We start from the raw sequence: 25,045 nt of genomic DNA on the forward strand, positions 1-25,045 counted from the left end.
CCGCGCTGGAGGTCCGCACCAAAGATGCCATGCCAATGGACTGGGCCATCACACAATTCAACCTGTGCATCCTGCATCTCGCCCTGTTCGACCAAACCAACGCCCCCGCACATCTCGACACGGCCCAAGCCCATCTCGACAACGCGGTGGAAATCTTCACCCGCGCCGGGGCCAGCCACTACCTCAATTCGTGCGCCACCCAGCAAACCGAAATCACCACCCGCCGCGACGCGCTTTGACCCCACGCCGCGCCTTCCCCCCGCCCGTCGTTTCGCGTTACGCTCTGCGGCGAAGGAGTCCCCCATGATCACAGCGCAGTTCCTGCTCACCGCCCTCGTCGTCGTCCTCGCCCCCAGCACCGGCGTCATCGACACGCTGGCTATGGGCCTCGGCCAAGGTCAACTGGCAGTTCTTTGGGCGGCGTTGGGTTGCACCGTCTGGGTTTTCGTTCTGCACGGCCTCTTCGCCGCCCGCGCTCGCGACGCGATCCTAGGCTCCGAGCGGGTGCTAAAATGGCTCAACCGCTCCTTCGCCGCAATCTTCGTGGGCCTTGCGGGAAAACTGGCGTTGGAGCGCGCATGATCCCCCGCTCTGCTCTTACCCTTGGCCTCGCGGGGCTGCTGCCGTTCTTGTGGGGGGCGCTCGGTATGCTGGTCCCTGCCATAGACGAGCAGACCACGGCCTTGTTGGGCCAGCGGTTCGGCGCGTCCTATATCCTGATTTCCTTCGGCACCGTGATCTTGTGCTTCATGTCCGGCGTGCTCTGGGGCTTCGCGACCAAAACCAACGCAGCCATAGCCTACGCGCTGAGCACCCTGCCCGCGCTCTGGGCGTTCTTCACCATCGGCGGCGGTGGCACCCGCGCGACCATAGCCGTGCTGATCGGATTCCTGCTGGTCTTCGCCTGCGACGTGCAATTCGCTCGCTGGAACCTGACACCCCCATGGTGGCTCAAGCTCCGCGCACTTCTGACGGTGATTGTCTGCGGCTGCCTCCTCATAGGAATTTTCGCATGAGCGACAAGGAAACCATCGACGTCTACAACGCCCGCGCCGCCACCTATGCGGACACTTTCGCGCGCACCAAACCCGACGCCGACCTGCTGGCTTTCATGGACGCGGTCATCCCCAAGGGTCACATACTCGATCTCGGTTGCGGCCCTGGAAATTCCGCCGCGATGATGCAGGCCGCTGGCTTCACGGTCGAGGCCACCGACGCGTCACCTGAGATGATCCGCATCGCGCGTGAGCAACACAAGGTCGGTGCCCGCCTCGCAACCTTCGATGAAATTACAGGCACTGAGTGCTACGATGGCATCTGGGCCAATTTCTCGCTGCTCCACGCGCCGAAAGCCGACATGCCCCGCCACCTGTCCGCGCTACGCAAGGCGTTGAAACCCGGCGGCATATTCCATATCGGTCTCAAGATCGGAGACGACGCCGACCGCGACAAGATTGGGCGGCTCTACAGCTACTATCAGGAAGACGAATTGAAACACCTGCTTCAAGCCGCGGGCTTCACCCCGCGCACCACCCGCCTTGGCGCGGAGCCGGGGCTTGACGGCACCGTCGCCCCCTTCATCATCGTGCTGTCCGATGGCTGAGCTTTTCGCCTATACGGACGGTGCATGTTCCGGCAATCCCGGCCCCGGTGGTTGGGGTGCGATCCTTATTGCACGCGATGGCGAAGCTGTCGTCAAAGAGCGGGAGTTAAAAGGCGGCGAGGCCAATACCACCAACAACCGCATGGAAATGCTGGCTGCCATCAATGCATTGGAAGCCCTCGCCCGTTCCTCCAAACTGACGATCGTGACAGATAGCGCCTATGTCAAAGACGGGATCACCAAGTGGATCCACGGCTGGAAAGCAAAAGGTTGGAAGAAAAAAGGCGGCGAGATCAAGAATCTCGACCTTTGGAAACGGCTCGACGAGGCGCAGGCCCGTCACGACGTCAAGTGGGAATGGGTCAAGGGGCACGCAGGGCATCCCGAGAACGAGCGCGCTGACGAGCTGGCACGCGCCGGCATGGCGCCGTACAAACCATGAGCGCGCTGGCCCTTCTTGATTATGCCTCGGTGTTCGTCTTCGCTCTGACGGGTGCGCTTGTCGCTAGTCGCGCTCAGCTTGATATCGTTGGGTTCGTGTTTATTGCGTGCATAACTGCTGTCGGTGGCGGCACTGTGCGCGACGTCATTTTGGATAGACCGGTGTTCTGGGTGGCCAATCCCAACTTTATCATCGTCGCCTCGGTCGCTGCCTTTGTGGTATTTTTCACGGCTCACCTTTTGGAATCCAGATACCGCACGATCCTTTGGATCGATGCGCTTGCGCTTGCTGTGGCAGTTCCTGCAGGGGTCGCTGCAGCCGTGGCAATGGAATCCGTTTGGCCGATCATCCTGATCATGGGTGTGGCCACGGGATGTTTCGGTGGCCTAATGCGCGACGTGGTATGCAACGAGGTGCCGCTCGTCCTTAAACAAGGAGAGCTTTATGTCACCTGCGCATTTGCCGGTGCTGGCGCAGCTGTTGTGCTTCTTACGTTGGGCCAGCCGCTTCCGTTGGCATTGATCGGATGCGCTGCCGTCACGCTTGCCCTGCGTGTGGGATCTATGGCTTTCGGATGGAGATTGCCGGTCTACAAAAGCCGTCCCCCGCGCGTTTAGCTAAATGTCTCAGGCGGGGTCCAGCCTTGCAAGAAAACGGCTACGTCAGCCGCTTTCTTACCAGCCCGTTGCAGTGTCAGGATGGAAACAGCACCATCACCGCTCCCAACCACAAGCTTTCCATCAGAGACGTGCAATGAGCCGGCAGGGAGATCACCGCTAGCGACGGATGCTTGCAGCACCTTCACCCGCTCTCCCGATGCCTCGGTCCACGCTCCGGGAAAGGGTGACAGTCCGTTGATCTGCCGCACGATCTCTACGGAGCTTCGGGTCCAGTCGATTCTAGCCTCGGCCTTGTCAATCTTGCTGGCATAGGTGACCCCGTCTTCCGATTGGGTTTCCGGAGCCAGATCGTCCAGTTTCGAAAGCGCTTCGACAATCATTCGCGCGCCCATCGCGCTGAGACGGTCATGCAAGACACCAGTGGTTTCAGTTGGTCCAATTGGTGTGGCCTCGCGTAGCAAGACCGGCCCTGTGTCTAAGCCTGCTTCCATCTGCATGATGCAAATGCCCGTTTCAATGTCACCGGCCATGATTGCGCGATGGATCGGAGCAGCCCCGCGCCATCGAGGCAAAAGCGAGGCATGAATATTTAGACAGCCGCGCTTAGGTTGGTCCAAAACTTCCTGCGGTAGGATAAGACCGTAAGCTACGACGACAGCAATATCCGCGCCTAACGCGGCAAGCTCCGCTTGTTCATGCGCGCCTTTCAGAGACACCGGATGGCGGGTCGGCAAGCCCAACTCTTCAGCCCGTGCTTGAACGGGGGATAGGCGGTCTTTCTTACCTCGGCCAGCAGGGCGTGGTGGCTGAGAATAAACCGCGACGACATCATGGCCTGCGTCAACCAAAGCCTCCAGAACCGGAACCGAAAAGTCAGGCGTCCCCATGAAAACAACCTTCATCGCGTCAGCTTCCTTGCTTTTTTGAGCAGCATTTCCCGCTTGGTCCGACTTAGGTGGTCGAAATACATCTTCCCCCTCAGATGGTCGATCTGGTGCTGAACAGATGTTGCCCAGAGGCCCACGAAATCGCGTTCTTCCAACTCGCCGCCGTCGTTCAGGAACCGCACGGTCACAGCACGAGGCCGCTTGATCACAGCGGACACGCCAGACAAGTTGGGCGAAGCTTCGTCATGTTCCCGCATCTGCCCGCTGGCATGAAGCACTTCGGGGTTCGCCATAAGAACCGCTTGCCCGCGCTTTTCAGAGGCATCCACAACAGCAAGACGTTGCATCACGCCGATCTGCACAGCAGCCAGTCCAACACCGGGCATAGCGTCCATGGTCTCGACCATATCGGCCCAAATAGCGCGAATGTCGTCAGTGACGTCCGCCACATCGGCAGCCACGCTGCGCAGGCGCTTGTCTGGCCACATCACAAAGGGGCGCTTCATGCTGCTACCTCGTAGTCCAAAATCAAAACGCCATCGAGGTGGTCCATTTCATGCTGTACACAGGCTGCATCGAACCCTTCAAAGCTGCCGCGTTTCAAGCTACCGGTCTCGTCCATCCACATAGCTTCGATGCGGGCTGGGCGCTCGACCCAAACCGGATGATCAACGATCGACAGGCACCCTTCTTCATTGCGTTGCATTTCGGGCGAGCGTGAAAGGATTTCCGGATTTATCATCACTACTGGCGTCCGCGTCCCTTCCTTCCACGTCGTGTCCATCACAAACAGGCGGATCGGTTTTCCGATTTGGGGCGCAGCCAGCCCGCGCCCCGGCGCATCATACATCGTGTCGAACATATCAGCGATCAATCCGGCCAAGCTTTGCGCATCCAAGACAGGTTGGCACAGCTGACGCAGCATTGGGTCGGGATGCTGCAAAATAGGAAGGATCATCAGGTACGGGCCAATTCGCGCTTCAGCTTGACCATTTTGCGAGTGATCATTTGGCGCTTGAGCGGGCGCAAGTAATCAATGAACAGCTTACCGTTCAGGTGGTCGATCTCGTGCTGGACGCAGGTCGCCCAAAGTCCGTCGAATGTTTCTTCCTGCTCGCCCCCATCGCGGTCCATCCAACGAACGGTCACATCCGCGGGGCGGGTAACGTCTGCATATTGTTCTGGGATCGAAAGACAACCCTCTTCGTAGGTGTTCAATTCTTCCGAAGACGCGATAACTTCAGGATTGAACATCACCAAGGGGCGGGGCATTTCACCTTCCTTCTTGATGCAATCCAGAACGATAAGACGGTCCATGACGCCAACCTGAGGCGCGGCCAGCCCTATGCCCGGCGCGTCATACATGGTTTCCAACATATCATCGGCCAACGTGCGCAGCGCGTCTGACACGTCAGCGACAGGTTTAGCCACTTTTTTCAGGCGAGGGTCGGGATGGATCAAGATCGAGCGTTTCATGCCGCTCAGATAACCTTTCCAAGCCAGCGGAACAAGAGCGTCAGACCCCGTGCTTGATGTCAAAGGAACACTGCATTATCCTAGGCTTGGGGGCTTTCACATGGGACACTCCACCATGCGCAACGCCAAAGACATAGGTCCAGCCCGCTGGATAAACGCTATAATTGGCTTTGCTGGCCTCTCAGTGATAGCAGCGGGCAATCTGCTCGCAGATCACTTTCACACTTTGCCGTTTCTGTTTTGGGCCGTCGGCGCAGCAGTTTTTTTGACTGCTTTGCTCTTCCACGGGTTCCTCTATCGCCAACCAAAATCGGTAATCACGCCTCAACAACTCGCTGATTTTCGGCATAAAAACTTGTTGAGCGTCACCCTCGCCGCCATTGGAACTTGGCTATACGTCATCGGTGGCGCGATGGTCTGGGCGCAGCCCTACGCCATCGTTTTTGCGACCGGTGGGGTGCTAATGCTCATAGGGGTCGTTGTGGGAGTATGGGGTGGCATTCCACTGATAAGGACCGCGCGGTTTGCCAAGCTGGATGCTACGTTATCAAGTGAACAAACGATGGGCAGCCAGCGCATCTCCTACCGCAACGCCTACCTTGTCGGGCTTCAGGCCGCAGTTGTGCTTGCACTTTTGTCGTCATGGAACCTGTTCGATCTGCACGCCAGCACACTGGGTTTTGTGGTCACGGCAGTTATGGTCCTTGCTCAGGTCACAACATTGGCGTGGCAGGAATGGGCAAAAGGCGACGCGTAACGCGCCTGATCGGGCTCAAACTTTAACTCCCAAGCCTTTGATCAACTAGAGACCTCATGGGTTAACATTTTCGCCCTTGCAGCCCCTCAGGAATCCCGCGACCTTGCGCCAAATGACAAGGAGAGCTGATCCATGAGTTTCGACACCCCAATCGACCGCCGCGGAACCCATTGCGTGAAATGGGACCAAATGGAGGCCCTTTATGGGGTTTCCCCGACAGACGGTATTGCAATGTGGGTTGCGGACATGGAATTCCAGCCACCGCAATGCGTACAGAAAGCGGTTCAAGATCTGCACGATCACGGCGTCTACGGGTATTTCGGGGACGAGACTGCATACCGATCAGCCATCCAATGGTGGATGCAGACACGTCACAACTGGACTTTGAACCCCGACCATATTTTCACCACTCATGGGTTGGTAAACGGAACCGCTATGTGCATCGACGCCTTTACCGCACCCGGTGATGGTATCGTGCTGTTCACCCCAGTTTACCATGCATTTGCAAAAGTCATCAACGCCGCTGGCCGCGAAGTCGTCGAATGCGAGTTGGCAAATTCCGACGGCCGCTACGAAATGGATTTCGACGCTTACGATGCGCAAATGACGGGCAATGAGACCATGGTTATCTTGTGCTCACCTCATAATCCGGGAGGGCGCGTTTGGACGAAGGGAGAGTTGCAAGCCGTCGCTGCGTTCGCGAAGCGCCACGACTTAATTCTCGTGTCAGATGAAATTCATCACGACCTCGTCTTTCCCGGACACACGCACATCCCGATGGCCAACCTGCCGGGTATCGAAGATCGTCTGGTGATGATGACCGCCACGACCAAGACCTTCAATATTGCGGGGTCGCACGCTGGCAACGTGATTATCGCAGACCCTGATCTGCGCGCCCGTTTCGCAGCGCGGATGGCCGCCTTGGGGTTGAGCCCCAACAGCTTTGGCCTCTTCATGGCGACGGCGGCCTACACGCCCGAAGGTGCGGCATGGGTGGACGAACTTGTCGAATACCTCGACACCAACCGCAAGATTTTCGACGCTGGAATCAACGCGATTCCTGGTTTGTCCTCGATGCAGATGGAATCAACCTATCTGGCGTGGGTCGATTTCTCCGGCACTGGAATGAGCCGCGAAGAATTCACCTCCCGCACACAAGATGTCGCGAAAATTGCCGCCAATCACGGCCCGACCTTCGGCACGGGCGGCGAGGAGTTTCTCCGCTTCAACATCGCGGCACCACGCGCTGTTGTGGAAGAGGCTGTGACCCGCATGCAGGCGGCGTTCGCCGACCTGCAATAACCGCTTCATTCGCGAGCGCGCAAAACACGCGCTGGCCGCGTTGCCAATGGGCGCCATGCAAACATGAGCCCAGTTGCCAGCGTGGCCAAAATGCCGCCCGCGATGATTGCAATGGCCGACCCGATGGCCACGTGGAAATCAGTCTCCATAACGAAGACGGAAACGGCCCACGCCGCTGCAATTCCCGCAAACAGAGCGATCCCGCCGGCAGTCAAACCCAAAAGTGCAGAGCGCAATGCGAAGTTGCCAAGCACTGCTGCGCGTGACGCGCCAAGCGTTTTGAGCACAGCCCCCTCATAAACTCGCGCCTTTTCACCGGCGGCCGCCGTTCCGATCAACACAATTCCGCCGGTCACCAACGTCGCCAAAGCACCGTAGGTGATGGCCGCCGCGATCCCCTTCAGAACCTCGCTCACACGGTCGATAGCGTCGCGCACACGGATCGCTGTTATGTTGGGATAAGCTTTCGCCAGATCGCGCAGAATCGCGGGCTCGTCTGCTTCTTCGGCATAGATCGTTGCAATATGAGTGTGCGGCGCACCTTCCAGCGCAGCTTTGTTCATTGACAGCACAAAGCCCAGCCCGCCCGTTGAGAAATCGACTTCGCGGAAACTGGTAATCTCTGCCGTAATGTCACGCCCCAGCACGTTCACAGTTAGGGTATCGCCCAACTTCAGCCCAAGCTCCTCGGCTTCCTCTGCGGCAAAGCTGATCTGCGGCGGGCCTTGATAGCCTTCGCCCCACCATGTGCCGTCGGTTATCATTGTGCCGTCCGGCAAAGCGTCGGCATAGGTGACACCTCGGTCTCCGCGGACGACCCAGTGATCGCCTGCCACCTCCATCGCAGACTCACCATTGATCTGGGTAATGACCCCTCGCAGCATCGGCGCGCTTTCAATCTTTGACACGCTCGGTCGCGCTTCCAGCGAAGCCTTCACCGGCTCCAACTGGTCGGGCTGAATGTCTACGATGAAGTAGCTCGGCGCAATTTCGGGTAAATCCCCCGCAATCGCGTTCCGCAAGTTGGAATCGATCTGCCCGACCGCCGCCAGAACGGAAAGTCCTAACCCCAACGAGACGACAACGGCCTGCGCCTCGCGACCCGGCCCACCGATCGCACCCAATGCAAATCGCAACGTCCGGAAACCGCGCATGCGTGGTGCAAGCCACCTCGCCAACGCGCCAACACCCAACGCCGCAAGCACGAGCAACACGAACGCCGCCATGATGCCACCCGCAGCCCACAAGGTTAGCATCGCCAAGCCGGACAATAGCGCAGCAGAGCCAACCAGCGCTGCAAGTACGACAGCGCAGACGACAATCCAAATCGACCGTGGCCATCCGCGCAGACCGCTTTGCGCGTCCCGAAACAGGGCTGCGGCTCGGATATGCTCGGACTGTCCCAACGGCCAGAGCGTGAACAACGTCGCAGCCAGAGCCCCGTAAAGCGCCGCCTCTGCCAAAGGGCGAACCCGCAACGCAAGATCAACTGGAACTGGCAGGCTCGCCTCGATAATCGGACCAAAAACCAGCGGCAAGACGCCCCCCAGAAACAGCCCCATTGCAATGCCCAATGCGGCCAGCGCACCGACCTGCAGCAGGTAAACTCGGAACACCAATCCACCCGACGCGCCTAAACTTCGCAGAGTGGCGATTACTTCAGTTTTTCCAGCGAGATAGGCCCGCACCGCCGCCGAAACCCCGACGCCACCAACGGCCAGACCAGTCAGGCCAACCAACACTAGAAATGCCGACAACCGCTCCACGAAACGCGAAATGCCAGGTGCCCCATTGCGACGGTCTCGCCAGCGATAGCCGGTGCCTTCCAAAGCGGTTTCAGCTTGGGCTTTGGCGGTTTCCAGATCTAACGCTTCAGGCGTTTTGATCCGGTATTCCGTTTCGAACAAAGATCCCGGTGCCAACAACCCTGTGTCTCCCAACGCGGCGCTTGAAACCAAAGTCGGTGGCCCTAGTGAGAAGCCTGCCCCTGCGCTATCAGGCATCCTGTCAAGTGCAGCCATAGCGATGAAGTCTTTAGCTCCAAGTTTGACCCTGTCGCCCACCTCCAGCCCAAGCCGCGCAAGAAGCACCGGGTCGATCACGGCCCCAGGAAGCCCGTTGCGACCCGCCAACGCGGCAGACAAGGGCATGTCGGGAGTGAGATTGACAGCCCCATAAAGCGGATAGGCGTCATCGACACCTTTAATCTGCGTCAATGCCCGCTCGTCCCCGACCGCGAGCATAGATCGGAAATCAACAAGCTCGGACACCTCCCCCAAGCCCTCGAAAAACGCCCGTTCTTCAGGGTCGGCAAATCGGTAAGTCAGTTGGACTTCAACGTCGCCGCCTAGGATAACCGCCCCTTGCTCCGTCAATCCGGCTTCAATCGCGCCTCGCACGGTCCCGATTGCGGCGATCGCCGCTACACCCAAAGTCAGGCACGCCAGAAACACCCAGAAGCCGCGCAGGCCACCACGTAACTCACGTCGAGCGATACGCCATGCAAGGCTCATTGCGCCGCCACCGCCAAGCTGTCGCTCATCACCTGCCCATCACGCAGCTGGACAACGCGGTCGCATCGCGCGGCCAACTCGGCGGCATGGGTCACAAGGATCAAAGTTGCGCCGTAACGGTCACGCAGGTCGAACAGCAGATCCATCACCATCTCGCCCGTTGCCGCGTCAAGATTGCCCGTTGGCTCATCGGCGAGCAAAATCTTTGGCTGCCCTACAACCGCGCGCGCCAAAGCAACTCGTTGCTGCTCTCCGCCAGACATTTGCGACGGGTAATGCCCGCCGCGTGATGCCAACCCGACTGCCGCCAATTCCGCCTCGGCACGCGCGAAGGCATCGCGCTCTCCAGCCAATTCCAGTGGCAAAGCGACGTTCTCCAAAGCGGTCATTGTCGGAATTAAGTGGAAGGATTGGAAAACCACCCCCATATGATCCCTACGGAAGCGGGCAAGCCCGTCCTCACCCATCGGGGTGAGGTCTTGACCCAAAACCGATATAAGCCCGGATGTGGCGCGCTCCAGCCCGCCCATCACCATCAGGAGAGACGACTTGCCAGACCCCGAAGCCCCAGTAAGCCCAAGTGTTTCTCCCTCTGCGACCTCCAGAGTGATGCCTTTTAGTATCTCCACGACACCCGCATTTCCGTCCAATGACAGCGTTAAGTTTTCGAGGCGCATCACTGGGTCGGTCATCTGTTGGTCCTTGGGCTTGGGGCGTTCCCTTCTAGATAGACCCTTCGAGATGCTTCGCAACCTCACGATTGCATCAGTTTTGGCTACACCGGGTTTGGCGGAGCCTGTGACCATCGCCGCGCTAGGCGACAGTCTGACCCAAGGCTACGGGCTGGCGCCTGAAGAGGGCTTTGTTCCCCAGCTTCAAAAATGGCTAACCGAGCACGGCGCCGAGGTGATTTTGATAAATGCAGGCGTCTCGGGTGATACGACAGCAGGCGGGTTGTCCCGCATTGACTGGACCCTCACCCCAGAGGTCGATGCAGTTATCGTTGCATTGGGTGGTAACGACGTCTTACGAGGCCTTCCTCCGGAGCAAGCCAGAGAGAATATCGACGGCATCCTAACCAAAATCAACGCACGCGGCTTACCCGCCTTGATCGCCGGTATCGACGCACCCTCCAATTTTGGGCAGGATTATGAAGCCGCATTCGAGGCGCTTTATACCGATCTTGCGACTAAACATGACGCCTTGGTCTTCCCAAATTTCCTTGAAGGTCTGACCCAGATTGAAGATCGAGCCATGGTGATGCGCGAACATATGCAACGCGACGGCATTCATCCGGACGCGTCAGGCGTCGAGCTTGTCGTAGATGCCATTGGGCCTGCTGTTCTGGAGTTGATCTCCCGCGCACAGCCTTAAAGTCGTTCAAGCTTTTTTCGCCGCAGTGCAGCGCTTGCGCTGCGTCGCGCAATAACATATCAACAATAGCGACAAATGCGAAACTTCCTTACTCGAAAGAATCGAACATGAGCTTCCGCCTTCAACCCCCCTCACCTGCCCGCCCCAACCGTTGCCAACTGTTCGGTCCCGGCTCGCGCACTGCTCTGTTCGAGAAGATGGCGGCTTCGGCTGCTGACGTCATAAACCTTGATTTGGAAGATTCGGTTGCACCGTCCGACAAGGACACAGCACGCGCAAACGTCATTCAAGCGACCCACGATGTCGACTGGGGCAACAAGTACTTGTCGGTGCGCATCAATGGACTCGACACGCCATACTGGTACCGTGATGTGGTTGATCTTCTTGAGAAATCTTCCGAGCGCCTCGATCAAATCATGATCCCAAAAGTAGGATGCGCTGCCGATATTTATGCCGTGGATGCGCTTGTTACCGCCATCGAGGCCGCAACTGGCCGCACGAAAAAGATCTCCTTTGAGGTCATTATTGAAAGTGCCGCTGGCATCGCCCACGCCGAAGAGATCGCGGCGTCCTCGCCCCGACTGCAAGCAATGTCGCTTGGTGCGGCGGACTTCGCGGCCTCTATGGGGATGCAGACCACTGGCATCGGTGGAACGCAAGAAAACTACTACATGCTGCAAGGCGGCAACCAACACTGGTCAGACCCTTGGCATTGGGCGCAGGCAAAAATCGTTGCCGCCGCCCGCACGCACGGGGTGCTGCCCGTCGACGGCCCGTTTGGTGACTTCTCTGACGATGACGGCTTCCGCGCGCAGGCGCGTCGCTCTGCTGTTTTGGGTATGGTCGGCAAATGGGCAATCCATCCGAAACAAATCGCGCTGGCCAATGAGGTTTTCACGCCATCGGACGAACAGGTCAGCGAAGCGCGCGAAATTCTTGCCGCGATGGAGACAGCAAAGGCCAATGGTGAGGGAGCTACCGTTTACAAAGGCCGCCTGGTGGATATCGCATCTATCAAACAGGCTGAGGTCATCGTCACACAATACGAGATGATCAACAGCTGACACACAAAAGGCCGCCCTTCGCAAACAAGGGCGGCCTTTTTGATTCAATTCAACGGCAGATAAATTTCGGTCAATAGGTCTTCTGGCGCAGTATCAGTCGGATCGTTGAGATAGACCTCCATAGCTGGCGCGTCGCGTGGTTCCTCGCCACTTTGAGGCAGCCAAGCACCGTAGAGATAGTCATAGGCTGCCTTCAAACCAGCATATGGCCCCTGATAGGTCAGCACTGCCACCTTACCTTCTGCGATCGTCAGGTCTTCCATGTCGCCCGGCATGTCAAATTCCGACCCGACAAGAATTCCAGCATAGCTTCGCAGGTCCGCCTCCGGCACAGCGTTCGGATCATCGTAGTAAATTCCCGCCATGCCGCGGGCGTGCGGCCAAAGCCCTCGCGATGAGAACATCGAGCTCACAGCTTCAAACTTTTTGCCTATCTCGATATACGGGCCAGTGTGGGCCAAAGCTGCCAGGCGACCTTTCGGCTGCGTTCTGATTTCTACCGGATACATTGCATCATCTCCTCTTTGGGGTTCCATTTGCGGGGACAGCAAGGCCCCGCGTGTTCGAAACGCAACCGGCGTGAGGGTGAACACCTCCCGAAAAGTACGCGTGAAACTTCGCACGTTGTCATACCCGCACCGCTTGGCCACTTCGGCTATCGACCAGTCCTTCTGGATGAGCCAGCACGCCGCCCGATGCATCCGAATACGTCGCACAGCGCCAGCACAAGTCTCGCCGGTCATGCCGTGAAACACGCGGTGCCAATGAAACCGGCTCATCGCCGCAACGTCGGCCAGAGCATCAAGCGAAAGATCCCCTGCAGGGTTGTCGTGAATATACTCTTTCACGCGCAGCAAGCGAGCTTCATAGGGGTTTGCCATTCTCTACTCCGTTACGTCTCACTGTTAGGTCTAGCGTAGCTCATTCTCACAAATCTTGCTGAGTTGCATCTAGCGTCAAGCATGGTCATATAACGCCCAAGCAACGAGGAGCGCGTAAATGTCCAACTACCTTGAGTTCGAGAAAGCCTTGGCCGAAATCGAAGGCAAAGCCGAAGAATTGCGCGCAATGGCACGCGACAACGAGGAAATGGACATAGAGAAAGAGGCGACCGCGCTGGATAAGAAAGCGGCAGACCTGCTGAAGGACTTGTACAAAGATCTGACGCCATGGCGCAAATGCTTGGTCGCGCGCCATCCCAACCGGCCTCATTGCAAAGACTACATCGAGGCCCTGTTTGACGAATACACGCCGCTGGCTGGGGACCGAAACTTTGCGGATGATCACGCCGTCATGGGCGGTCTAGCCAGATTGGGTGATCGGTCCGTCGTGGTCATCGGCCACGAAAAAGGCAACGATACCAAAACCCGGATCGAGCGCAATTTCGGCATGGCCCGCCCCGAGGGCTACCGCAAAGCCATCCGTCTGATGGACCTCGCGCATCGCTTCGGACTTCCCGTTGTCACACTAGTAGACACACCCGGCGCATATCCTGGCAAAGGTGCTGAGGAACGCGGTCAATCCGAGGCGATCGCCCGGTCAACACAGAAGTGCTTGGAAATTGGCGTGCCATTGGTCTCGGTGATTATTGGCGAGGGTGGCTCTGGCGGGGCTGTCGCGTTTGCAACCGCCAATCGTGTGGCGATGCTGGAACATTCGATCTACTCGGTGATCAGCCCTGAAGGCTGCGCGTCCATTCTTTGGAAAGATGCCGAAAAAATGCGCGAAGCCGCTGAAGCGTTGCGCCTCACCGCGCAAGATCTCAAGAACCTCGGCGTATGCGACCGTATCATTGCGGAGCCTGTAGGCGGCGCGCAACGTGACGCGAAAGCTGCGATTGCAAGCGTTGGTACAGCACTCGGCGAGATGATTGATGACCTGTCAAAACTGACTGCTGAAGAGTTGATCAAGGATCGCCGCAAGAAGTATCTGGACCTTGGCTCCAAGGGGCTGGCGGCCTAGTCGGCACCAGCTACCACATAGTGTCTTTCGCTCGGTCGCCCCAAGCGGAGTCGTATTCCTTGCCGTCAAACCCTGCCTTCATCTCTGCCAGCATGTCGCCAACTGTCGGCAAATCGACGTTCGGGCTTTGCCCGCCCCATAGATCCGCCCGCATCAATGCGCGCGCGCACTGGGAATAGACCTCACTAATCTTTACCACGATGACGGAGCGGGGCTGACGCCCTTTGTCACTAAAGCGCGCGCATAGCGCCTCGTCAAAAGTGATCTTCGCCTCACCATTCACGCGCACCACGTTGTTCGAGCCGGGAACCATGAACATCAGGGCGATGCGAGAATCGCGCACGATGTTTCGCAAACTGTCCATTCGATTGTTCCCCCGCCAATCCGGCAGCGCTAGCAAAGTGTCGTCCAACTCCAAAGCAACAGGACCATCATCGCCACGCGGCGACCCGTCCACGCCTTCGGGGCCAACTGTCGTCAGCACGCAGAACCGCGACGCCATGATCCATTTGCGGTAGCTCGGGGTCAGCCGATCCGCCACCTTGATCAGCGACGCCTCTCCAGGAATTCCATAGACCGCCTCTAGTTCGGCAACATCCTCGACGTAGTCCATCTAGGTCTCCTTGGGCTGAAACCCCGCCTCTAAAAGCAGTCTGTCGGAGGCCGTTTCAACCTCCGCCTCCAACTTCGCGAGAAACTCCTCTTTTGGCAGACCCGGCGCGATTGGCTCCAAAAACTCTACTACAGCTACACCAGGCTTACGGAAAACGCCCCGTCGTGGCCAAAACACGCCTGCATTGGTGGCCACTGGATAACATGTCTGTCCCATTTGTTCGTAAAGGACCGCTGTGCCGATCTTATAGGGCCGTTTCACACCAGGCGCCAAACGCGTACCTTGGGAGTAGATGACCAATTGCCCTGGCAGCTTATCGCCCTTTTCAACATCCGCCAGCATCTTGGCGATCGCCGCGCCCCGCTTACCGCGGTTCACTGGAATACAACCAATGCGGTAAGCGTATTGCCCCAATACGGGAGCATAAAGCAGGATCGCCTTCATGATGAACTTCCCATGCGGGATCGCGTCAAAAATCATAATGATATCAAGGAAGGACTGGTGCTTGGCTGCGACAAGAACTTCTCCGGTCGGGGGGGTGCCACGCACTTCGCTATGTAGACCAACCATCCACCGAGCCGTCCATTTCACATAGCGGCAATAGGCATGACAGGCCGCAACAGCACCGTGCGGGCTAACGATTGCCCACGGTAAGTAGATAAGCGCATAGGTCGGCATGGCGACGTACATGGAAAAGTTGAAAACCAGTGATCGAACCCACTGCACTGCGTATTTCATGGTCACGTCACCTCGTTCAATGTCCGCAAAGCCGCGCTCCGTGTAGCCGCGAAGGACACCAAAGCGGCCAGCGGTGGAATGGTCAACGGCCAAAGCCATTGGATCCCCTGAAAACCCAGTCCGGTTAAAAACGCCCCTTCATCGGCGGCGCTTGGCAACAACGCAACTGCGATGCCACCTGCAATCGTTCCGATGGTAGCCCCAACCAATGCACGGATGGTAAAGCGACGCACAAACGCGCGGGCAATATAAACATCACGGGCACCAACCAGTCGCGTCACCCGGATAACCTGCGCATTCGCGGCAAGCGCTGCTCGGGCGGCTAGAGTAATCATCGCAGCCGTCGACAAGGCAAGTAACCCAATCGCGATCCACCCAAGCCCCCGAAGTCTTTTCGCGGCCTCCACCAGAGGTCGTCGCCAGCGTGTGTGATCATCAAGAAACGCACCTGGCGCTTCTCCGGCCAGACGCAACCGCAATCCGGCGGCATCATATCCATTTTCATCTTCGACCACTTCGATAAGCCTAGGGATGGGTAAGTCCTCCAAGGGTAAGTCGGGGCCAAACCACGGCTCCAGCAGCAACATTTGCTCTTCTTCGGACATAATGCGCGAGCGCACCACGCCGGGTGTGGTCCGAAGAACTTCCTGCGCGGCCAGCGTCTGCGCCTCGATTTCTTCGGGCGGAGCAGAGATGCGCACGGTTGATGTCTGGGCAAGCTCGCTCGCCCAGCGCTCTGCCAGACGCCCCGTAGCAAGCGAAAGTGCCAACGCAAACACGGTCAAAAATGCCATTGAACCAGCGGTAAAGGTCGTCAGAGTCGCGGTGAAGCCAGTTGGCGGCACGACGCTATCCGCCGCGCGATCACCAGCAACAAGATCACTTACAGCATCGAAAATCGCGCGGGCTTGCCCAAAAATGCTCACAGATCCGCCCCCGCCAATTGCAAACGACGATCCTTAATCCGAAGTACCCGCGCGGAAACCTGCGCCTTGGCATTTCGGATCAGATTAAGATCGTGCGTTGCGACCAGAACCGATTTTCCCATCTTGTTCAGTTCGATCAGCAACGACATTAGCCGCTGTGACATCTCCCAATCGACGTTTCCTGTTGGCTCGTCTGCCAAAATAACGTCTGGCCCCATAATCACGGCGCGCGCCAAAGCGGCGCGCTGGCGTTCGCCTCCGGACAGCTCCGGCGGCAATTGGTTCTGTTGGTTGGTCAAACCGACCCAACCCATCAAATCAGCAAGGTTCTGTCGCTCGGATTCAACATCCCTGCCCGACACTGTCAGTGGAAGCGCGATGTTGTCAGCAACTGACAGGTGATCCAGAAACTGGCACTCTTGATGGACAACCCCGATACGGCGGCGGGCAAGCGCGATGTCGTCGCGACCCAGAGTGGCTACGTCCTGACCAAACACCTGCACCAGCCCCTTGGAAGCGGCCAATTCCATGTAGCAGAGCTTTAGAAACGTGGACTTACCTGCGCCCGAAGGCCCGGTTAGAAAATGGAAAGAGCCGGGCTGCAACCTCAACGAAATGTCGGTCAACAAATCGCCGCCGCCATAGCTATAGGCTACGTTTTCTAATTCTATCACGGGGACTGCTCCAAATTCGACTGCGCAACAATTACGCCATAGGCAGCAACAGTTGCAATCAATTGGAAACAACAACGCTTGGAATACGCTTTTCCACAGGCTAAGACTTGGTGAGATTTGAGGCGCGTCAAGGCTTTAGGGCGCGAAAGCGGGGTTATCATGCGGCTGGTTTGCCCAAATTGCGATGCGGAATACGAAGTTGATGACAGCTTAATTCCGCTCGAGGGGCGCGACGTGCAATGTTCCAATTGCACGACAACTTGGTTTCAGGCCGGGCCTGAAGCCGGAGAAAGCGCTGTGCCAACTCCTGCTGACGAAGTGGCAGAAGTACCGCCAGAGGATCCCGATCTTGCAACCATCGCTGCCGCTGCCGCCGCCGCAGCGACTCCGACCATTCGCAAACCAACTGTGGACCAAGCCGCGCTGGACGTCATCCATGAGGAAGTTGAGCGCGAGACCTCGACAAGGAAGGCCGAGCTGGGAGGTATCGAGATACAGCCTGATCTGGGCCTTGATGACGGCGAGACTGAAGTCCGCGCCTCAGCTGCGCGCGACCGGATGGCCCGGCGCCGAGGCCTTGACCCACAAGCCGCGACAATCGAAGACAATGACGAGGCCCTAGCGGCCGCTCCGAAGCGTGATGAAGGCCACGCCAAAAAAGAACTCTTCCCCGATATCGAAGAGATCAATTCGACCCTTTCGCCAGAAGCCGCAGAGGCCGAAGCGGAAGCCGCACGACTGGCTGCTGAAGGGGGCGAGCTTGCGCCAAGCAGAAGCAGCGGCTTCAGACTTGGCTTTGGGTTGATGCTGCTGCTCGCGGTGGGCTTACTGGTCCTCTACGTTTACGCGCCGCAACTGGCACAGAAATCACCTTCATGGTCAGGAGCGTTGTCGAGCTACGTTTCAACTGTCGACAGCATGCGGGTCTGGTTGGACACCGCGGCTCAAGGTCTTGTCGAAAAGATCGGCGTAACGCTTAGCGACCAGTCCTGAAGCTAGAACTGATCCAGCAATCGCTTCAGGTAGTCCCGTTCGATTTCAGGACGCTCCTGTTCGCCCGACCTGCGACGGATTTCGTCCAACAATTCACGTGACCTGCGCTGCGCATTCTCGTCCTTCAACATGTTGTCCTCCGAGCCGATCATGCCATCAGAGCCTTGCTCACGCCCTAGCGGGTCACGGTTCTGACGAGAAGCTTGGCCTTGATTTTGGCCTTCTTGACCTTGGCCTTCACGCTGCTCCTGAGCCAGTGCTTCGCCCAAATTGCGCATTCCCTCGCGTAGCGCTTCCATTGCGTCGGATTGAGCGCCTAGTGCCTCCGCGGTTTCGTCGTTGCGCAAGGCGTCTTCGGCACGATCCATCGCCTCTCCGGCGCGATCAAGGGCTTCGCGCGCTGCGTCGCCCTCTTCGGTGCCTTGTCCGGGCAGGCTGCGTTGCTGGCGGTTTAGCTCATTCCGAAGGGCTTGCTGACGATCAGCTAACGAGCGTTCGGACCCTGCGCCATTTTGCTGACCTTCAGCTTGCTGGTTGCCTTCGCCCTGCTGGCCCTCTTGCTCGCCTTGCTGACCGCCCTGTCCGTCGTGGCTCTGGCCGCGACCCTGGCCGCCATTACGACCCTCGTTGCCCTCATTCTCGCCAGCCTGCGCACCTGGATTGAACTGCTCTTGCAGATCACGGAACGCCTCGTCGCTGAGCCCTTGCTGTTCGCGCAGCGTGTCCTGCAGGCCTTCCATCGCTTGCTGCCCCGGACTTTGCTGGCCTTCGCCATTCTGTCCTTGCGTGACCTGCATGTTCTTCATCATTTCCATCAGCTGGTCGAGCAAGGCCTGCGCTTCGGCCATTTGCCCCTCTTCCATCAACCGCTGAATCTCGTCCAGCATCTCCTGCAGTTGGTCGTTGGTGATTTCCTGAGAGTCGCCCTGCGCCTGCTGCTGAGGTTCTCCTTCTTGCCCTTCTTGCGCCAGCTGCTCCATGTATTGCTGCATGGCTTCACTGAGTTCTTGCATCAACTCCGCAATCTCGTCGTCGGTCGCGCCGTCTTTCATTGCATCTGATAGGCGTTCCTGCGCACGCTGGAGCCGCTCCAACGCATCAGACAGGCGGCCATCCTCAAGAAGCGTTGCGGCTTGCCAAAGCATGTCAGCGATTTCCGCCTGCTTGTCGTCATTGATGCCGAACTCTGTCGCCAACTCTAAGCGTGTGATTGCCATGCGTACCGTCAAGTACGCAACTTCGCTGGGAAAGAAGCCCTCGGGGTCGTAAGTTATGGTTCGCAGTACATCGCTAATGCGCGGCGCATTCGATCGTGCCCAGAGCAGATCACGCCGTTGCTCAATTAGAGCCTTTGCAATCGGTTGGAAAAAGCGTCGCCCCGGCAACTCGGCGGCAACCGTGGTTGGGCTGTTCGTCTGTTCCGATGCATCCATAACCGATAGGTCGATTTTGACTGGCAAACCGGCCCAAGGGTGTTCAGACAGGTTTTCGATTAGGCTTTCTGTAAACTCTTCCCGCTGGCCTGAAATTGGCATTGGAAGGTCCAAAACGATGACTTCTCGAGACTCTGGCTCCGCCTCCAATCCGTAGCGCCGATCCACAGCCGCCAAATCCAAAGAAATCGTAGCACTGCCGCGTTCAACTCCGTAATCGTCAGATGCCGTGAAGGGTAGCTCCATTTCGCCATTGATCTGCCGCGATACTTCACCTGACACGGCAACCGATGGCGGTTGGTCAGCTTGTGCAGTGATTTTCCATTCCGCCGCGTCGCCGCCTTCGATCCGGATCACACCGTCTTGTTCAATCACTCTGCTAAATGCTGTTTTAGGGTCCGCGTCTTCCTCTACGCTCCCGCTCACCCCTGAAACTGTTTCGGACAGGGTCAAACTTCCGACCTGACCATAAAGTCGAACCGTAAGGTCGCTGCCCTTTGGCACGGTTAAATCTGATACCTTAACTTCGTTCAGATAAAGGCTGGGTTTGCCGGTGTATGCGGGCGGCTCGATCCAGATTTCCCACGCGGGGCCTGCCGCCACGGCTTGTCCCAAGCCGCCTGATGTCAGATCATCCAAAGACGTTGCCCGCCAAAGACTGCCGAAACCAAGCGTCATGACCAAAAGCAACACCGCCACATAGCGCAAAGCGTAGGGATCTTGCGAAGATACGCGCAAGTCAGGCGAGACAGCCTCAGCCTCGGCCAAGCGGGCTTGCATCCTTGCCTGATGAGCCTTCCAGATCGCTTGCGAAGCTGCGTCACTGCCGCCAAGCGCCTGTGTGTCCAAAGCCGCTGTCACGGGACGCCCGGCCATCGTGAGGTCAATCCGATTCAACGCGTCGGACCATGTCGGGCTGCGATACTTCTTCAGCCCATAGACCAGTGAGGCTAGCGTCGCGGCCCCCGCGACCATCGTGACGCCCCAGAGGGCCTCCGCAGGCATTGCAACGCCAGCAAAGAGCGTCAAAACCACCAAGCTAAGAATAACAACTGTCCAAAAAGGCCAAAACGCCTGCGTAATACGTTCAGCCCACAGACCAACAAGTGTCAGTCGTGTTGGCCACTTTAAGGCAGAAAGGTCTAGCTCGGTGTCAGGCTTGCTCATCCGGTCATCCCATCGGCCCATCGCACCATAGCGTCAGAGCCATTCTGGAATGGTATCTCGATTTATCATCTCGTCAAAGGTAGGACGCTCCCGAATGACGGCGAATTGATCCTCATGTACCAAAACTTCAGGAATAAGCGGCCTTGAGTTGTATTCGGACGCCATTACAGCACCATATGCACCTGCAGAGCGGAACGCGACCAAATCACCGGCTGAGACTGGCGGCATGATCCGTTGTTTTGCAAAGGTGTCGCCACTTTCGCATACAGGACCGACAATATCATACTTCACCTGTTCGACACCTGCCGCAGGCTCGATGACCGGAATGATATCATGATGCGCGCCATACATGGCAGGGCGAATGAGGTCATTCATCGCTGCATCAATAATCATGAAACTACGGTCTTCACCCTCTTTGATGTAGATAACCTCTGACACCAAGAGACCCGCGTTCCCTGCGATCAGTCGTCCGGGTTCGATTTCGATCTCGCATCCAAGATGTCCGACTTTGTCTTTCACGAGTTGGCCGAACTCTTGCGGCAAAGGTGGCGCATCGTTCGAGCGCTCGTAAGGAATTCCCAAGCCACCGCCCAAATCAAGGCGGCGAATATCGTGACCTTCGGCACGAAGAACTTTGGTCAACTCCGCAACTTTCTCGAATGCCTGACCGAAGGGTTCAAGTTGTGTCAGCTGGCTGCCAATATGAACGTCGATGCCAATTACATCTAACCCGGGCAACGCCGCGGCTTCGGCATAAACTTCTTTTGCGCGGGAAATCGGAATACCGAATTTGTTCTCTGATTTGCCTGTTGAAATTTTCTCGTGGGTTTTTGCATCTACGTCTGGATTGACCCGAATGGTCACTGGCGCCACGGCTCCCATGGACGACGCGACGTCGGACAAAACCCGCATCTCCGGCTCGCTCTCGATATTGAATTGGCGGATACCACCTTCAAGCGCGAGACGCATTTCTGCGCGGGTTTTTCCAACTCCGGAGAAAACGATCTTATCGCCCGGAACGCCAACAGCCTTGGCCCGCATGTACTCGCCGCCTGAAACGACGTCCATGCCCGCTCCCAGATCCGCCAGCAGCTTCAACACAGCTTGGTTGGAATTGGCTTTCATGGCGTAGCAGACAAGATGATCCGCCCAGTCCAATGCTTCGTCAAACAAACGGAAATGGCGCGAAAGCGTCGCGCTCGAATAGACATAAAACGGCGCACCCACTTGAGCGGCAATTTCGGAAATTGCGACTTCCTCAGCGTGCAAAACGCCGTCGCGGTAAAGAAAATGATCCATCAGTCGAGTGGCCTTGTGCGCAGAAATAAATAGAGCGGCAAGCCGCAAGAGACACCGATACAGAATGTCGCCGGGATCGCAACCAGAGCCAGCCAATTCCTACGAACTGATACCTCTGCCAAAATCCAGACAGTTAGGGCGAAGGCGGCAATAGTAAGGTCCCAGACCAACCCCGAGGACGCTGCATTGGCGTGCCAAGCATCAACCATCAGGCCGATAGAAAAACCGTTCTCAGAAAACCACTGAACGAAATAATACATCGGGTGGATTGCCCCCCAAATCGCGAGGGCAAGATAGATCATACGCAACACGGACATTGCAGCGGCTCCTGTACCAGTGAGCGGCGATGTAGCCCATTCCCGCACCGCCGGAAAGGTCTCAGGCCCAGCGATAACCCCGCATTTTCCTTATTTTCGCCCAATGGACGGGGCAAACCGTGCAAAAGGGCTTAGGGGGCCGACCGAATGATGAGACACTACCTACTGTTTTCTTTGGCATATTTGGCCTGCGCTGTGGCGTTGGTCTTTGCCTTGCGAGAACAGCCGGGGGTCTTGCTGCAAGGTGCGGTGCAAACATCCCTCTACCTTTTGAGGTCGTTCGCCGAATGGATGCCTATACTCGGAGTGTTTCTGGCGGGGTCGCTTTTCCTGACACGAAAGTTCGGCATCAAGGAGCGAATTCTACCAACCCTTTACGCCTTACTCGGCTGTCTGGCGTTCTCGATGGCGTTTTCTCTGGTTAAGACATCAATCCCTTATATCCAGCCTTTCTACGCCGACCCGCTCTTCGCAGATCTGGATAGGGCACTTCATTTCGGTGTCGATCCGTGGCGCATTACCCACGCGATCGCGGCCTACGTACCGCCCGCTGCCATCGTTATCTTGTACTTTATGGTTTGGTTCCTCCCAGCCGTTTTCCTACCGGTTTTCATAGCCCTGACGGATACTGACAAGGACAGATCGAAACGGTTTATGATCCTTTATGTCGGATCATGGATTGGCTTGGGCAACCTGCTTGCCGTTGTCGGAAGCTCCGCAGGCCCCGTCTATTATGACCGCCTTCTTGGCACTGCGCGGTTTTCCGACCTGACAATCGCACTTGAGAGCAGCGGAATCTCCGCATCGGCTCTTGGACGAGTGCAAGAGAATCTTTGGCAATTCTATTCCGAAGGCGGGCAAAGTCTCGGCTCAGGAATTTCGGCGTTCCCGTCAGTCCATGTAGGTTTGGCCGCAGTCACGCTCCTTTATTTGTGGGAACGCTCACGCCTTCTGGCCCCGTTTGGCGTCGTTTTCGCTGTAATGATTTTATTCTCCTCCGTCTATCATGGCTGGCATTACGCAGTGGACGGTTATGTCTCGATCGCGGTCGTAACAGTCCTCTGGGCTGCGCTGCGGCGACGCAACGTCGCAATTGCCACTTACATTCCTGCTTGATTGAAGGTTTAAAGCTAACAAAGTTGCGAACCCGCCCCCACGGGGCGTTGCGAGAGGAATTGAGACATGGCCGAGATTGAACGCGAAAGCATGGAATATGATGTGGTTATCGTGGGGGCCGGCCCAGCCGGACTTAGCGCAGCCATCCGCCTGAAGCAGCTCGACGCTGACATCAATGTCGTTGTCTTGGAAAAAGGCTCCGAAGTCGGCGCGCATATCCTGTCTGGTGCGGTCCTTGATCCCTCGGGCCTTGACTCGCTGCTGCCGGATTGGCGCACGATGGACGCCCCGATCAAAGTGCCGGTGAAATCCGACAACTTCTACATGCTCGGCGAGGCCGGTCAGGTGCGCATCCCGAACTTCGTGATGCCGCCACTTATGAACAACCACGGCAACTATATTGTCTCCATGGCTAATGTTTGCCGCTGGATGGCCGAGTTAGCCGAAGGCATGGGTGTCGAAATATTCCCCGGCATGGCCTGCTCTGACATCGTCTACGGCGACAATGGAGAAGTGAAGGGTGTTATAGCTGGCGTATTTGGTCTGGAAGCAGACGGCTCCTACGGCGAAAACACAGAGCCGGGGATGGAACTTCATGGCAAATACGTCTTCCTGTCGGAAGGCGTTCGCGGATCGCTCTCCAAACAAGTGATCGAAAAATACGATCTCGCGAAAGGCGCAAGCCCACAGAAATACGGTCTCGGTATGAAAGAGATCTGGGAAATCGACCCAGCCAAGCACAAAGAAGGCACTGTGACCCACACAATGGGCTGGCCTTTGGGGAGCAATGCAGGCGGCGGGTCGTTCATTTACCACCTCGACAACAATCAAGTCTATGTAGGGTTCGTGGTGCATCTGAACTACGAGAACCCGTATCTGTTCCCTTACATGGAATTCCAGCGTTTCAAGCACCACCCGATGGTTGCAGATCTGCTGGAAGGCGGCAAACGAGTGGCTTACGGTGCGCGGGCAATTACTGAGGGCGGCTGGCAGTCACTGCCCAAGACCGCTTTCCCGGGCGGTGCGTTGCTGGGCTGCTCCGCGGGAATGGTCAACGTCCCGAGGATCAAGGGCAACCACAACGCAATGCTGTCCGGCAAAGCCGCAGCCGAAGCTGCATTTGAGGCTATCGGCGCAGGCCGCTCTGGCGATACATTGGACGGCTACGACACCGAAGTGCGCACTGGCGCGATTGGCAAAGACCTGAAACGCGTGCGCAACGTAAAGCCACTGTGGTCGAACTATGGTTTGACTGCCTCCTTGGCCATCGGCGGCGCCGATATGTGGTGCAACAACATCTTTGGCACGTCTCCGCTGAACCTCAAGCATGGCAAGTCGGACGCGGAAGCTACGGGAAAGGCAGCCGATTTCAAGGAAATCGACTACCCCAAGCCAGACGGCAAGCTGTCCTTCGACCGGTTAACCAACGTCGCCTTTGCCGCGACCAACCACGAGGAAAGCCAACCGTCACACCTGAAGCTGAAAGACGAGAGCATCCCGATTGGTGTTAACCTGCCCGTCTATGCAGAACCTGCGCAGCGCTATTGCCCTGCAGGTGTTTACGAAGTGGTCGACAACAACTTTGTCATCAACTTCCAAAACTGCGTTCACTGCAAAACCTGCGACATCAAAGACCCGTCGCAAAATATTGTGTGGACGACGCCTCAAGGCGGTGACGGGCCTAACTACCCCAATATGTAACGCAGAATTGGCGCGGCGGGCTTTCCCCCGCGCTATTGTTACCAAACGGCACATGGACAACCTGAGTC

The 25,045-nt window shown here is 57.4% G+C and carries 28 protein-coding genes; 14 read left to right on the plus strand and 14 right to left on the minus strand.

The genetic code is table 11. From position 1 onward, the window contains the following. From BM352_RS00235 to BM352_RS00260, 6 genes are all read left to right on the plus strand, one after another. Window positions 1-239: hypothetical protein (locus BM352_RS00235; protein WP_217642966.1), on the plus strand; the 239-nt coding region annotated here is incomplete at its 5' end. A gap of 64 nt (window positions 240-303) precedes the next feature. Further along, window positions 304-582: a hypothetical protein gene (locus tag BM352_RS00240; protein ID WP_090211090.1), complete on the plus strand. Its 279-nt coding sequence runs from the start codon at window positions 304-306 to the stop codon at window positions 580-582. Then, window positions 579-1,016, plus strand: a complete 438-nt coding sequence (locus BM352_RS00245) for a DUF3429 domain-containing protein (protein WP_090211091.1) — start codon at window positions 579-581, stop codon at window positions 1,014-1,016. The genes BM352_RS00240 and BM352_RS00245 overlap by 4 nt, the downstream gene beginning before the upstream one ends. Continuing rightward, a complete protein-coding gene (locus BM352_RS00250; protein ID WP_090211092.1) occupies window positions 1,013-1,603 on the plus strand; it encodes a class I SAM-dependent methyltransferase in 591 nt (196 codons plus the stop codon). Before BM352_RS00245 ends, BM352_RS00250 begins: the two co-directional genes overlap by 4 nt. Further along, the gene (rnhA, locus tag BM352_RS00255; protein ID WP_090211093.1) at window positions 1,596-2,045 is read left to right on the plus strand and encodes a ribonuclease HI; all 450 of its coding nucleotides are present in this window, start codon (window positions 1,596-1,598) and stop codon (window positions 2,043-2,045) included. The genes BM352_RS00250 and rnhA overlap by 8 nt, the downstream gene beginning before the upstream one ends. Beyond that, entirely contained in the window at window positions 2,042-2,662 is a 621-nt protein-coding gene (locus BM352_RS00260) for a trimeric intracellular cation channel family protein (RefSeq protein WP_090211094.1), read from the plus strand. Before rnhA ends, BM352_RS00260 begins: the two co-directional genes overlap by 4 nt. Here the strand turns inward: BM352_RS00260 and fmt are convergent. Genes fmt through def (BM352_RS00280) form a run of 4 tightly spaced genes read right to left on the minus strand, consistent with a single transcriptional unit; the run spans window position 2,659 to window position 5,028 of the window. Next, window positions 2,659-3,567 (minus strand): methionyl-tRNA formyltransferase, encoded by a 909-nt coding sequence (gene fmt / locus BM352_RS00265; RefSeq protein ID WP_090211095.1) that lies wholly within the window; start codon window positions 3,565-3,567, stop codon window positions 2,659-2,661. The two genes, BM352_RS00260 and fmt, sit on opposite strands and share 4 nt — an antisense overlap. Further along, a complete protein-coding gene (def, locus tag BM352_RS00270; RefSeq protein ID WP_090211096.1) occupies window positions 3,564-4,058 on the minus strand; it encodes a peptide deformylase in 495 nt (164 codons plus the stop codon). Before def (BM352_RS00270) ends, fmt begins: the two co-directional genes overlap by 4 nt. Continuing rightward, window positions 4,055-4,510, minus strand: coding sequence for a peptide deformylase (gene def / locus BM352_RS00275; protein WP_245780879.1), 456 nt, complete (start codon window positions 4,508-4,510; stop codon window positions 4,055-4,057). The genes def (BM352_RS00270) and def (BM352_RS00275) overlap by 4 nt, the downstream gene beginning before the upstream one ends. Next, window positions 4,510-5,028: a peptide deformylase gene (def, locus tag BM352_RS00280; protein WP_090219732.1), complete on the minus strand. Its 519-nt coding sequence runs from the start codon at window positions 5,026-5,028 to the stop codon at window positions 4,510-4,512. Before def (BM352_RS00280) ends, def (BM352_RS00275) begins: the two co-directional genes overlap by 1 nt. Window positions 5,029-5,128: 100 nt before the next feature. Here def (BM352_RS00280) and BM352_RS00285 point away from each other — a divergent pair, with 100 nt between their 5' ends. Next, on the plus strand, window positions 5,129-5,785 hold the full coding sequence (locus tag BM352_RS00285; protein ID WP_090211098.1) for a hypothetical protein: 657 nt from the start codon (window positions 5,129-5,131) through the stop codon (window positions 5,783-5,785). 132 nt (window positions 5,786-5,917) lie between these two features. After that, window positions 5,918-7,087, plus strand: a complete 1,170-nt coding sequence (locus BM352_RS00290; RefSeq protein WP_090211099.1) for a MalY/PatB family protein — start codon at window positions 5,918-5,920, stop codon at window positions 7,085-7,087. 5 nt (window positions 7,088-7,092) lie between these two features. Here the strand turns inward: BM352_RS00290 and BM352_RS00295 are convergent, their stop codons facing one another. Both BM352_RS00295 and BM352_RS00300 read right to left on the minus strand, forming a co-directional pair. Continuing rightward, on the minus strand, window positions 7,093-9,600 hold the full coding sequence (locus tag BM352_RS00295; protein WP_090211100.1) for an ABC transporter permease: 2,508 nt from the start codon (window positions 9,598-9,600) through the stop codon (window positions 7,093-7,095). Beyond that, complete coding sequence (locus tag BM352_RS00300) at window positions 9,597-10,292, minus strand: ABC transporter ATP-binding protein (protein ID WP_090211101.1); 696 nt, start codon at window positions 10,290-10,292, stop codon at window positions 9,597-9,599. Before BM352_RS00300 ends, BM352_RS00295 begins: the two co-directional genes overlap by 4 nt. Before the next feature lie 49 nt (window positions 10,293-10,341). On the opposite strand from BM352_RS00300, the gene BM352_RS00305 reads away from it, so the two are divergent. After that, a complete protein-coding gene (locus BM352_RS00305) occupies window positions 10,342-10,974 on the plus strand; it encodes an arylesterase (RefSeq protein WP_090211102.1) in 633 nt (210 codons plus the stop codon). 107 nt (window positions 10,975-11,081) lie between these two features. Next, window positions 11,082-12,038, plus strand: a complete 957-nt coding sequence (locus BM352_RS00310; RefSeq protein WP_090211103.1) for an L-malyl-CoA/beta-methylmalyl-CoA lyase — start codon at window positions 11,082-11,084, stop codon at window positions 12,036-12,038. 44 nt (window positions 12,039-12,082) lie between these two features. Here the strand turns inward: BM352_RS00310 and BM352_RS00315 are convergent, their stop codons facing one another. Continuing rightward, window positions 12,083-12,919, minus strand: a complete 837-nt coding sequence (locus tag BM352_RS00315; RefSeq protein WP_090211104.1) for an AraC family transcriptional regulator — start codon at window positions 12,917-12,919, stop codon at window positions 12,083-12,085. A 118-nt stretch (window positions 12,920-13,037) separates the two neighbouring features. Between BM352_RS00315 and BM352_RS00320 the strand changes: the two genes are divergently transcribed. Continuing rightward, the gene (locus tag BM352_RS00320) at window positions 13,038-14,000 is read left to right on the plus strand and encodes an acetyl-CoA carboxylase carboxyltransferase subunit alpha (RefSeq protein ID WP_090211105.1); all 963 of its coding nucleotides are present in this window, start codon (window positions 13,038-13,040) and stop codon (window positions 13,998-14,000) included. Window positions 14,001-14,010: 10 nt separating this feature from the next. On the opposite strand, the gene BM352_RS00325 is transcribed toward BM352_RS00320, so the two are convergent. From BM352_RS00325 to BM352_RS00340, 4 genes are read right to left on the minus strand one after another with little or no spacing between them, the layout of a single operon-like run. Then, window positions 14,011-14,613, minus strand: coding sequence for a pyridoxamine 5'-phosphate oxidase family protein (locus BM352_RS00325; RefSeq protein ID WP_090211106.1), 603 nt, complete (start codon window positions 14,611-14,613; stop codon window positions 14,011-14,013). Then, window positions 14,614-15,351 (minus strand): lysophospholipid acyltransferase family protein, encoded by a 738-nt coding sequence (locus BM352_RS00330; RefSeq protein ID WP_090211107.1) that lies wholly within the window; start codon window positions 15,349-15,351, stop codon window positions 14,614-14,616. Window positions 15,352-15,353: 2 nt separating this feature from the next. Next, window positions 15,354-16,277: a cell division protein FtsX gene (locus BM352_RS00335; RefSeq protein WP_245780880.1), complete on the minus strand. Its 924-nt coding sequence runs from the start codon at window positions 16,275-16,277 to the stop codon at window positions 15,354-15,356. Next, window positions 16,274-16,951: a cell division ATP-binding protein FtsE gene (locus BM352_RS00340; RefSeq protein WP_090211108.1), complete on the minus strand. Its 678-nt coding sequence runs from the start codon at window positions 16,949-16,951 to the stop codon at window positions 16,274-16,276. Before BM352_RS00340 ends, BM352_RS00335 begins: the two co-directional genes overlap by 4 nt. Before the next feature lie 159 nt (window positions 16,952-17,110). On the opposite strand from BM352_RS00340, the gene BM352_RS00345 reads away from it, so the two are divergent. Further along, complete coding sequence (locus BM352_RS00345; RefSeq protein ID WP_090211109.1) at window positions 17,111-17,944, plus strand: zinc-ribbon domain-containing protein; 834 nt, start codon at window positions 17,111-17,113, stop codon at window positions 17,942-17,944. A gap of 2 nt (window positions 17,945-17,946) precedes the next feature. Here the strand turns inward: BM352_RS00345 and BM352_RS00350 are convergent, their stop codons facing one another. Genes BM352_RS00350 through BM352_RS00360 form a run of 3 tightly spaced genes read right to left on the minus strand, consistent with a single transcriptional unit; the run spans window position 17,947 to window position 22,160 of the window. Then, the gene (locus BM352_RS00350; RefSeq protein WP_090211110.1) at window positions 17,947-20,544 is read right to left on the minus strand and encodes a TIGR02302 family protein; all 2,598 of its coding nucleotides are present in this window, start codon (window positions 20,542-20,544) and stop codon (window positions 17,947-17,949) included. Window positions 20,545-20,577: 33 nt separating this feature from the next. After that, window positions 20,578-21,843, minus strand: coding sequence for a diaminopimelate decarboxylase (gene lysA / locus BM352_RS00355; protein WP_090211111.1), 1,266 nt, complete (start codon window positions 21,841-21,843; stop codon window positions 20,578-20,580). After that, on the minus strand, window positions 21,843-22,160 hold the full coding sequence (locus tag BM352_RS00360) for a DUF2834 domain-containing protein (protein WP_090211112.1): 318 nt from the start codon (window positions 22,158-22,160) through the stop codon (window positions 21,843-21,845). The genes lysA and BM352_RS00360 overlap by 1 nt, the downstream gene beginning before the upstream one ends. Before the next feature lie 147 nt (window positions 22,161-22,307). Here BM352_RS00360 and BM352_RS00365 point away from each other — a divergent pair, with 147 nt between their 5' ends. Then, window positions 22,308-23,276 carry a phosphatase PAP2 family protein gene (locus BM352_RS00365; RefSeq protein WP_090211113.1) on the plus strand — a complete coding sequence of 323 codons (969 nt, stop codon included), beginning with the start codon at window positions 22,308-22,310 and terminating at the stop codon, window positions 23,274-23,276. Between the two features lie 66 nt (window positions 23,277-23,342). Continuing rightward, window positions 23,343-24,977: an electron transfer flavoprotein-ubiquinone oxidoreductase gene (locus tag BM352_RS00370; RefSeq protein ID WP_090211114.1), complete on the plus strand. Its 1,635-nt coding sequence runs from the start codon at window positions 23,343-23,345 to the stop codon at window positions 24,975-24,977. Window positions 24,978-25,045 lie beyond the last annotated feature (68 nt).

Origin of the sequence: Litoreibacter janthinus, assembly GCF_900111945.1 — a bacterium.
Classification (GTDB): Bacteria; Pseudomonadota; Alphaproteobacteria; order Rhodobacterales; family Rhodobacteraceae; genus Litoreibacter; species Litoreibacter janthinus.

Excerpts from the sequence above, each read along its gene's own strand:
- BM352_RS00240 (WP_090211090.1), top strand. The coding sequence starts at position 304 with ATGATCACAGCGCAGTTCCTGCTCACCGCCCTCGTCGTCGTCCTCGCC.
- BM352_RS00245 (WP_090211091.1), top strand. The coding sequence starts at position 579 with ATGATCCCCCGCTCTGCTCTTACCCTTGGCCTCGCGGGGCTGCTGCCG.
- BM352_RS00250 (WP_090211092.1), top strand. The coding sequence starts at position 1,013 with ATGAGCGACAAGGAAACCATCGACGTCTACAACGCCCGCGCCGCCACC.
- rnhA (WP_090211093.1), top strand. The coding sequence starts at position 1,596 with ATGGCTGAGCTTTTCGCCTATACGGACGGTGCATGTTCCGGCAATCCC.
- BM352_RS00260 (WP_090211094.1), top strand. The coding sequence starts at position 2,042 with ATGAGCGCGCTGGCCCTTCTTGATTATGCCTCGGTGTTCGTCTTCGCT.
- fmt (WP_090211095.1), bottom strand. The coding sequence starts at position 3,567 with ATGAAGGTTGTTTTCATGGGGACGCCTGACTTTTCGGTTCCGGTTCTG.
- def (WP_090211096.1), bottom strand. The coding sequence starts at position 4,058 with ATGAAGCGCCCCTTTGTGATGTGGCCAGACAAGCGCCTGCGCAGCGTG.
- def (WP_245780879.1), bottom strand. The coding sequence starts at position 4,510 with ATGATCCTTCCTATTTTGCAGCATCCCGACCCAATGCTGCGTCAGCTG.
- def (WP_090219732.1), bottom strand. The coding sequence starts at position 5,028 with ATGAAACGCTCGATCTTGATCCATCCCGACCCTCGCCTGAAAAAAGTG.
- BM352_RS00285 (WP_090211098.1), top strand. The coding sequence starts at position 5,129 with ATGGGACACTCCACCATGCGCAACGCCAAAGACATAGGTCCAGCCCGC.
- BM352_RS00290 (WP_090211099.1), top strand. The coding sequence starts at position 5,918 with ATGAGTTTCGACACCCCAATCGACCGCCGCGGAACCCATTGCGTGAAA.
- BM352_RS00295 (WP_090211100.1), bottom strand. The coding sequence starts at position 9,600 with ATGAGCCTTGCATGGCGTATCGCTCGACGTGAGTTACGTGGTGGCCTG.
- BM352_RS00300 (WP_090211101.1), bottom strand. The coding sequence starts at position 10,292 with ATGACCGACCCAGTGATGCGCCTCGAAAACTTAACGCTGTCATTGGAC.
- BM352_RS00305 (WP_090211102.1), top strand. The coding sequence starts at position 10,342 with ATGCTTCGCAACCTCACGATTGCATCAGTTTTGGCTACACCGGGTTTG.
- BM352_RS00310 (WP_090211103.1), top strand. The coding sequence starts at position 11,082 with ATGAGCTTCCGCCTTCAACCCCCCTCACCTGCCCGCCCCAACCGTTGC.
- BM352_RS00315 (WP_090211104.1), bottom strand. The coding sequence starts at position 12,919 with ATGGCAAACCCCTATGAAGCTCGCTTGCTGCGCGTGAAAGAGTATATT.
- BM352_RS00320 (WP_090211105.1), top strand. The coding sequence starts at position 13,038 with ATGTCCAACTACCTTGAGTTCGAGAAAGCCTTGGCCGAAATCGAAGGC.
- BM352_RS00325 (WP_090211106.1), bottom strand. The coding sequence starts at position 14,613 with ATGGACTACGTCGAGGATGTTGCCGAACTAGAGGCGGTCTATGGAATT.
- BM352_RS00330 (WP_090211107.1), bottom strand. The coding sequence starts at position 15,351 with ATGAAATACGCAGTGCAGTGGGTTCGATCACTGGTTTTCAACTTTTCC.
- BM352_RS00345 (WP_090211109.1), top strand. The coding sequence starts at position 17,111 with ATGCGGCTGGTTTGCCCAAATTGCGATGCGGAATACGAAGTTGATGAC.
- BM352_RS00350 (WP_090211110.1), bottom strand. The coding sequence starts at position 20,544 with ATGAGCAAGCCTGACACCGAGCTAGACCTTTCTGCCTTAAAGTGGCCA.
- lysA (WP_090211111.1), bottom strand. The coding sequence starts at position 21,843 with ATGGATCATTTTCTTTACCGCGACGGCGTTTTGCACGCTGAGGAAGTC.
- BM352_RS00360 (WP_090211112.1), bottom strand. The coding sequence starts at position 22,160 with ATGTCCGTGTTGCGTATGATCTATCTTGCCCTCGCGATTTGGGGGGCA.
- BM352_RS00365 (WP_090211113.1), top strand. The coding sequence starts at position 22,308 with ATGATGAGACACTACCTACTGTTTTCTTTGGCATATTTGGCCTGCGCT.
- BM352_RS00370 (WP_090211114.1), top strand. The coding sequence starts at position 23,343 with ATGGCCGAGATTGAACGCGAAAGCATGGAATATGATGTGGTTATCGTG.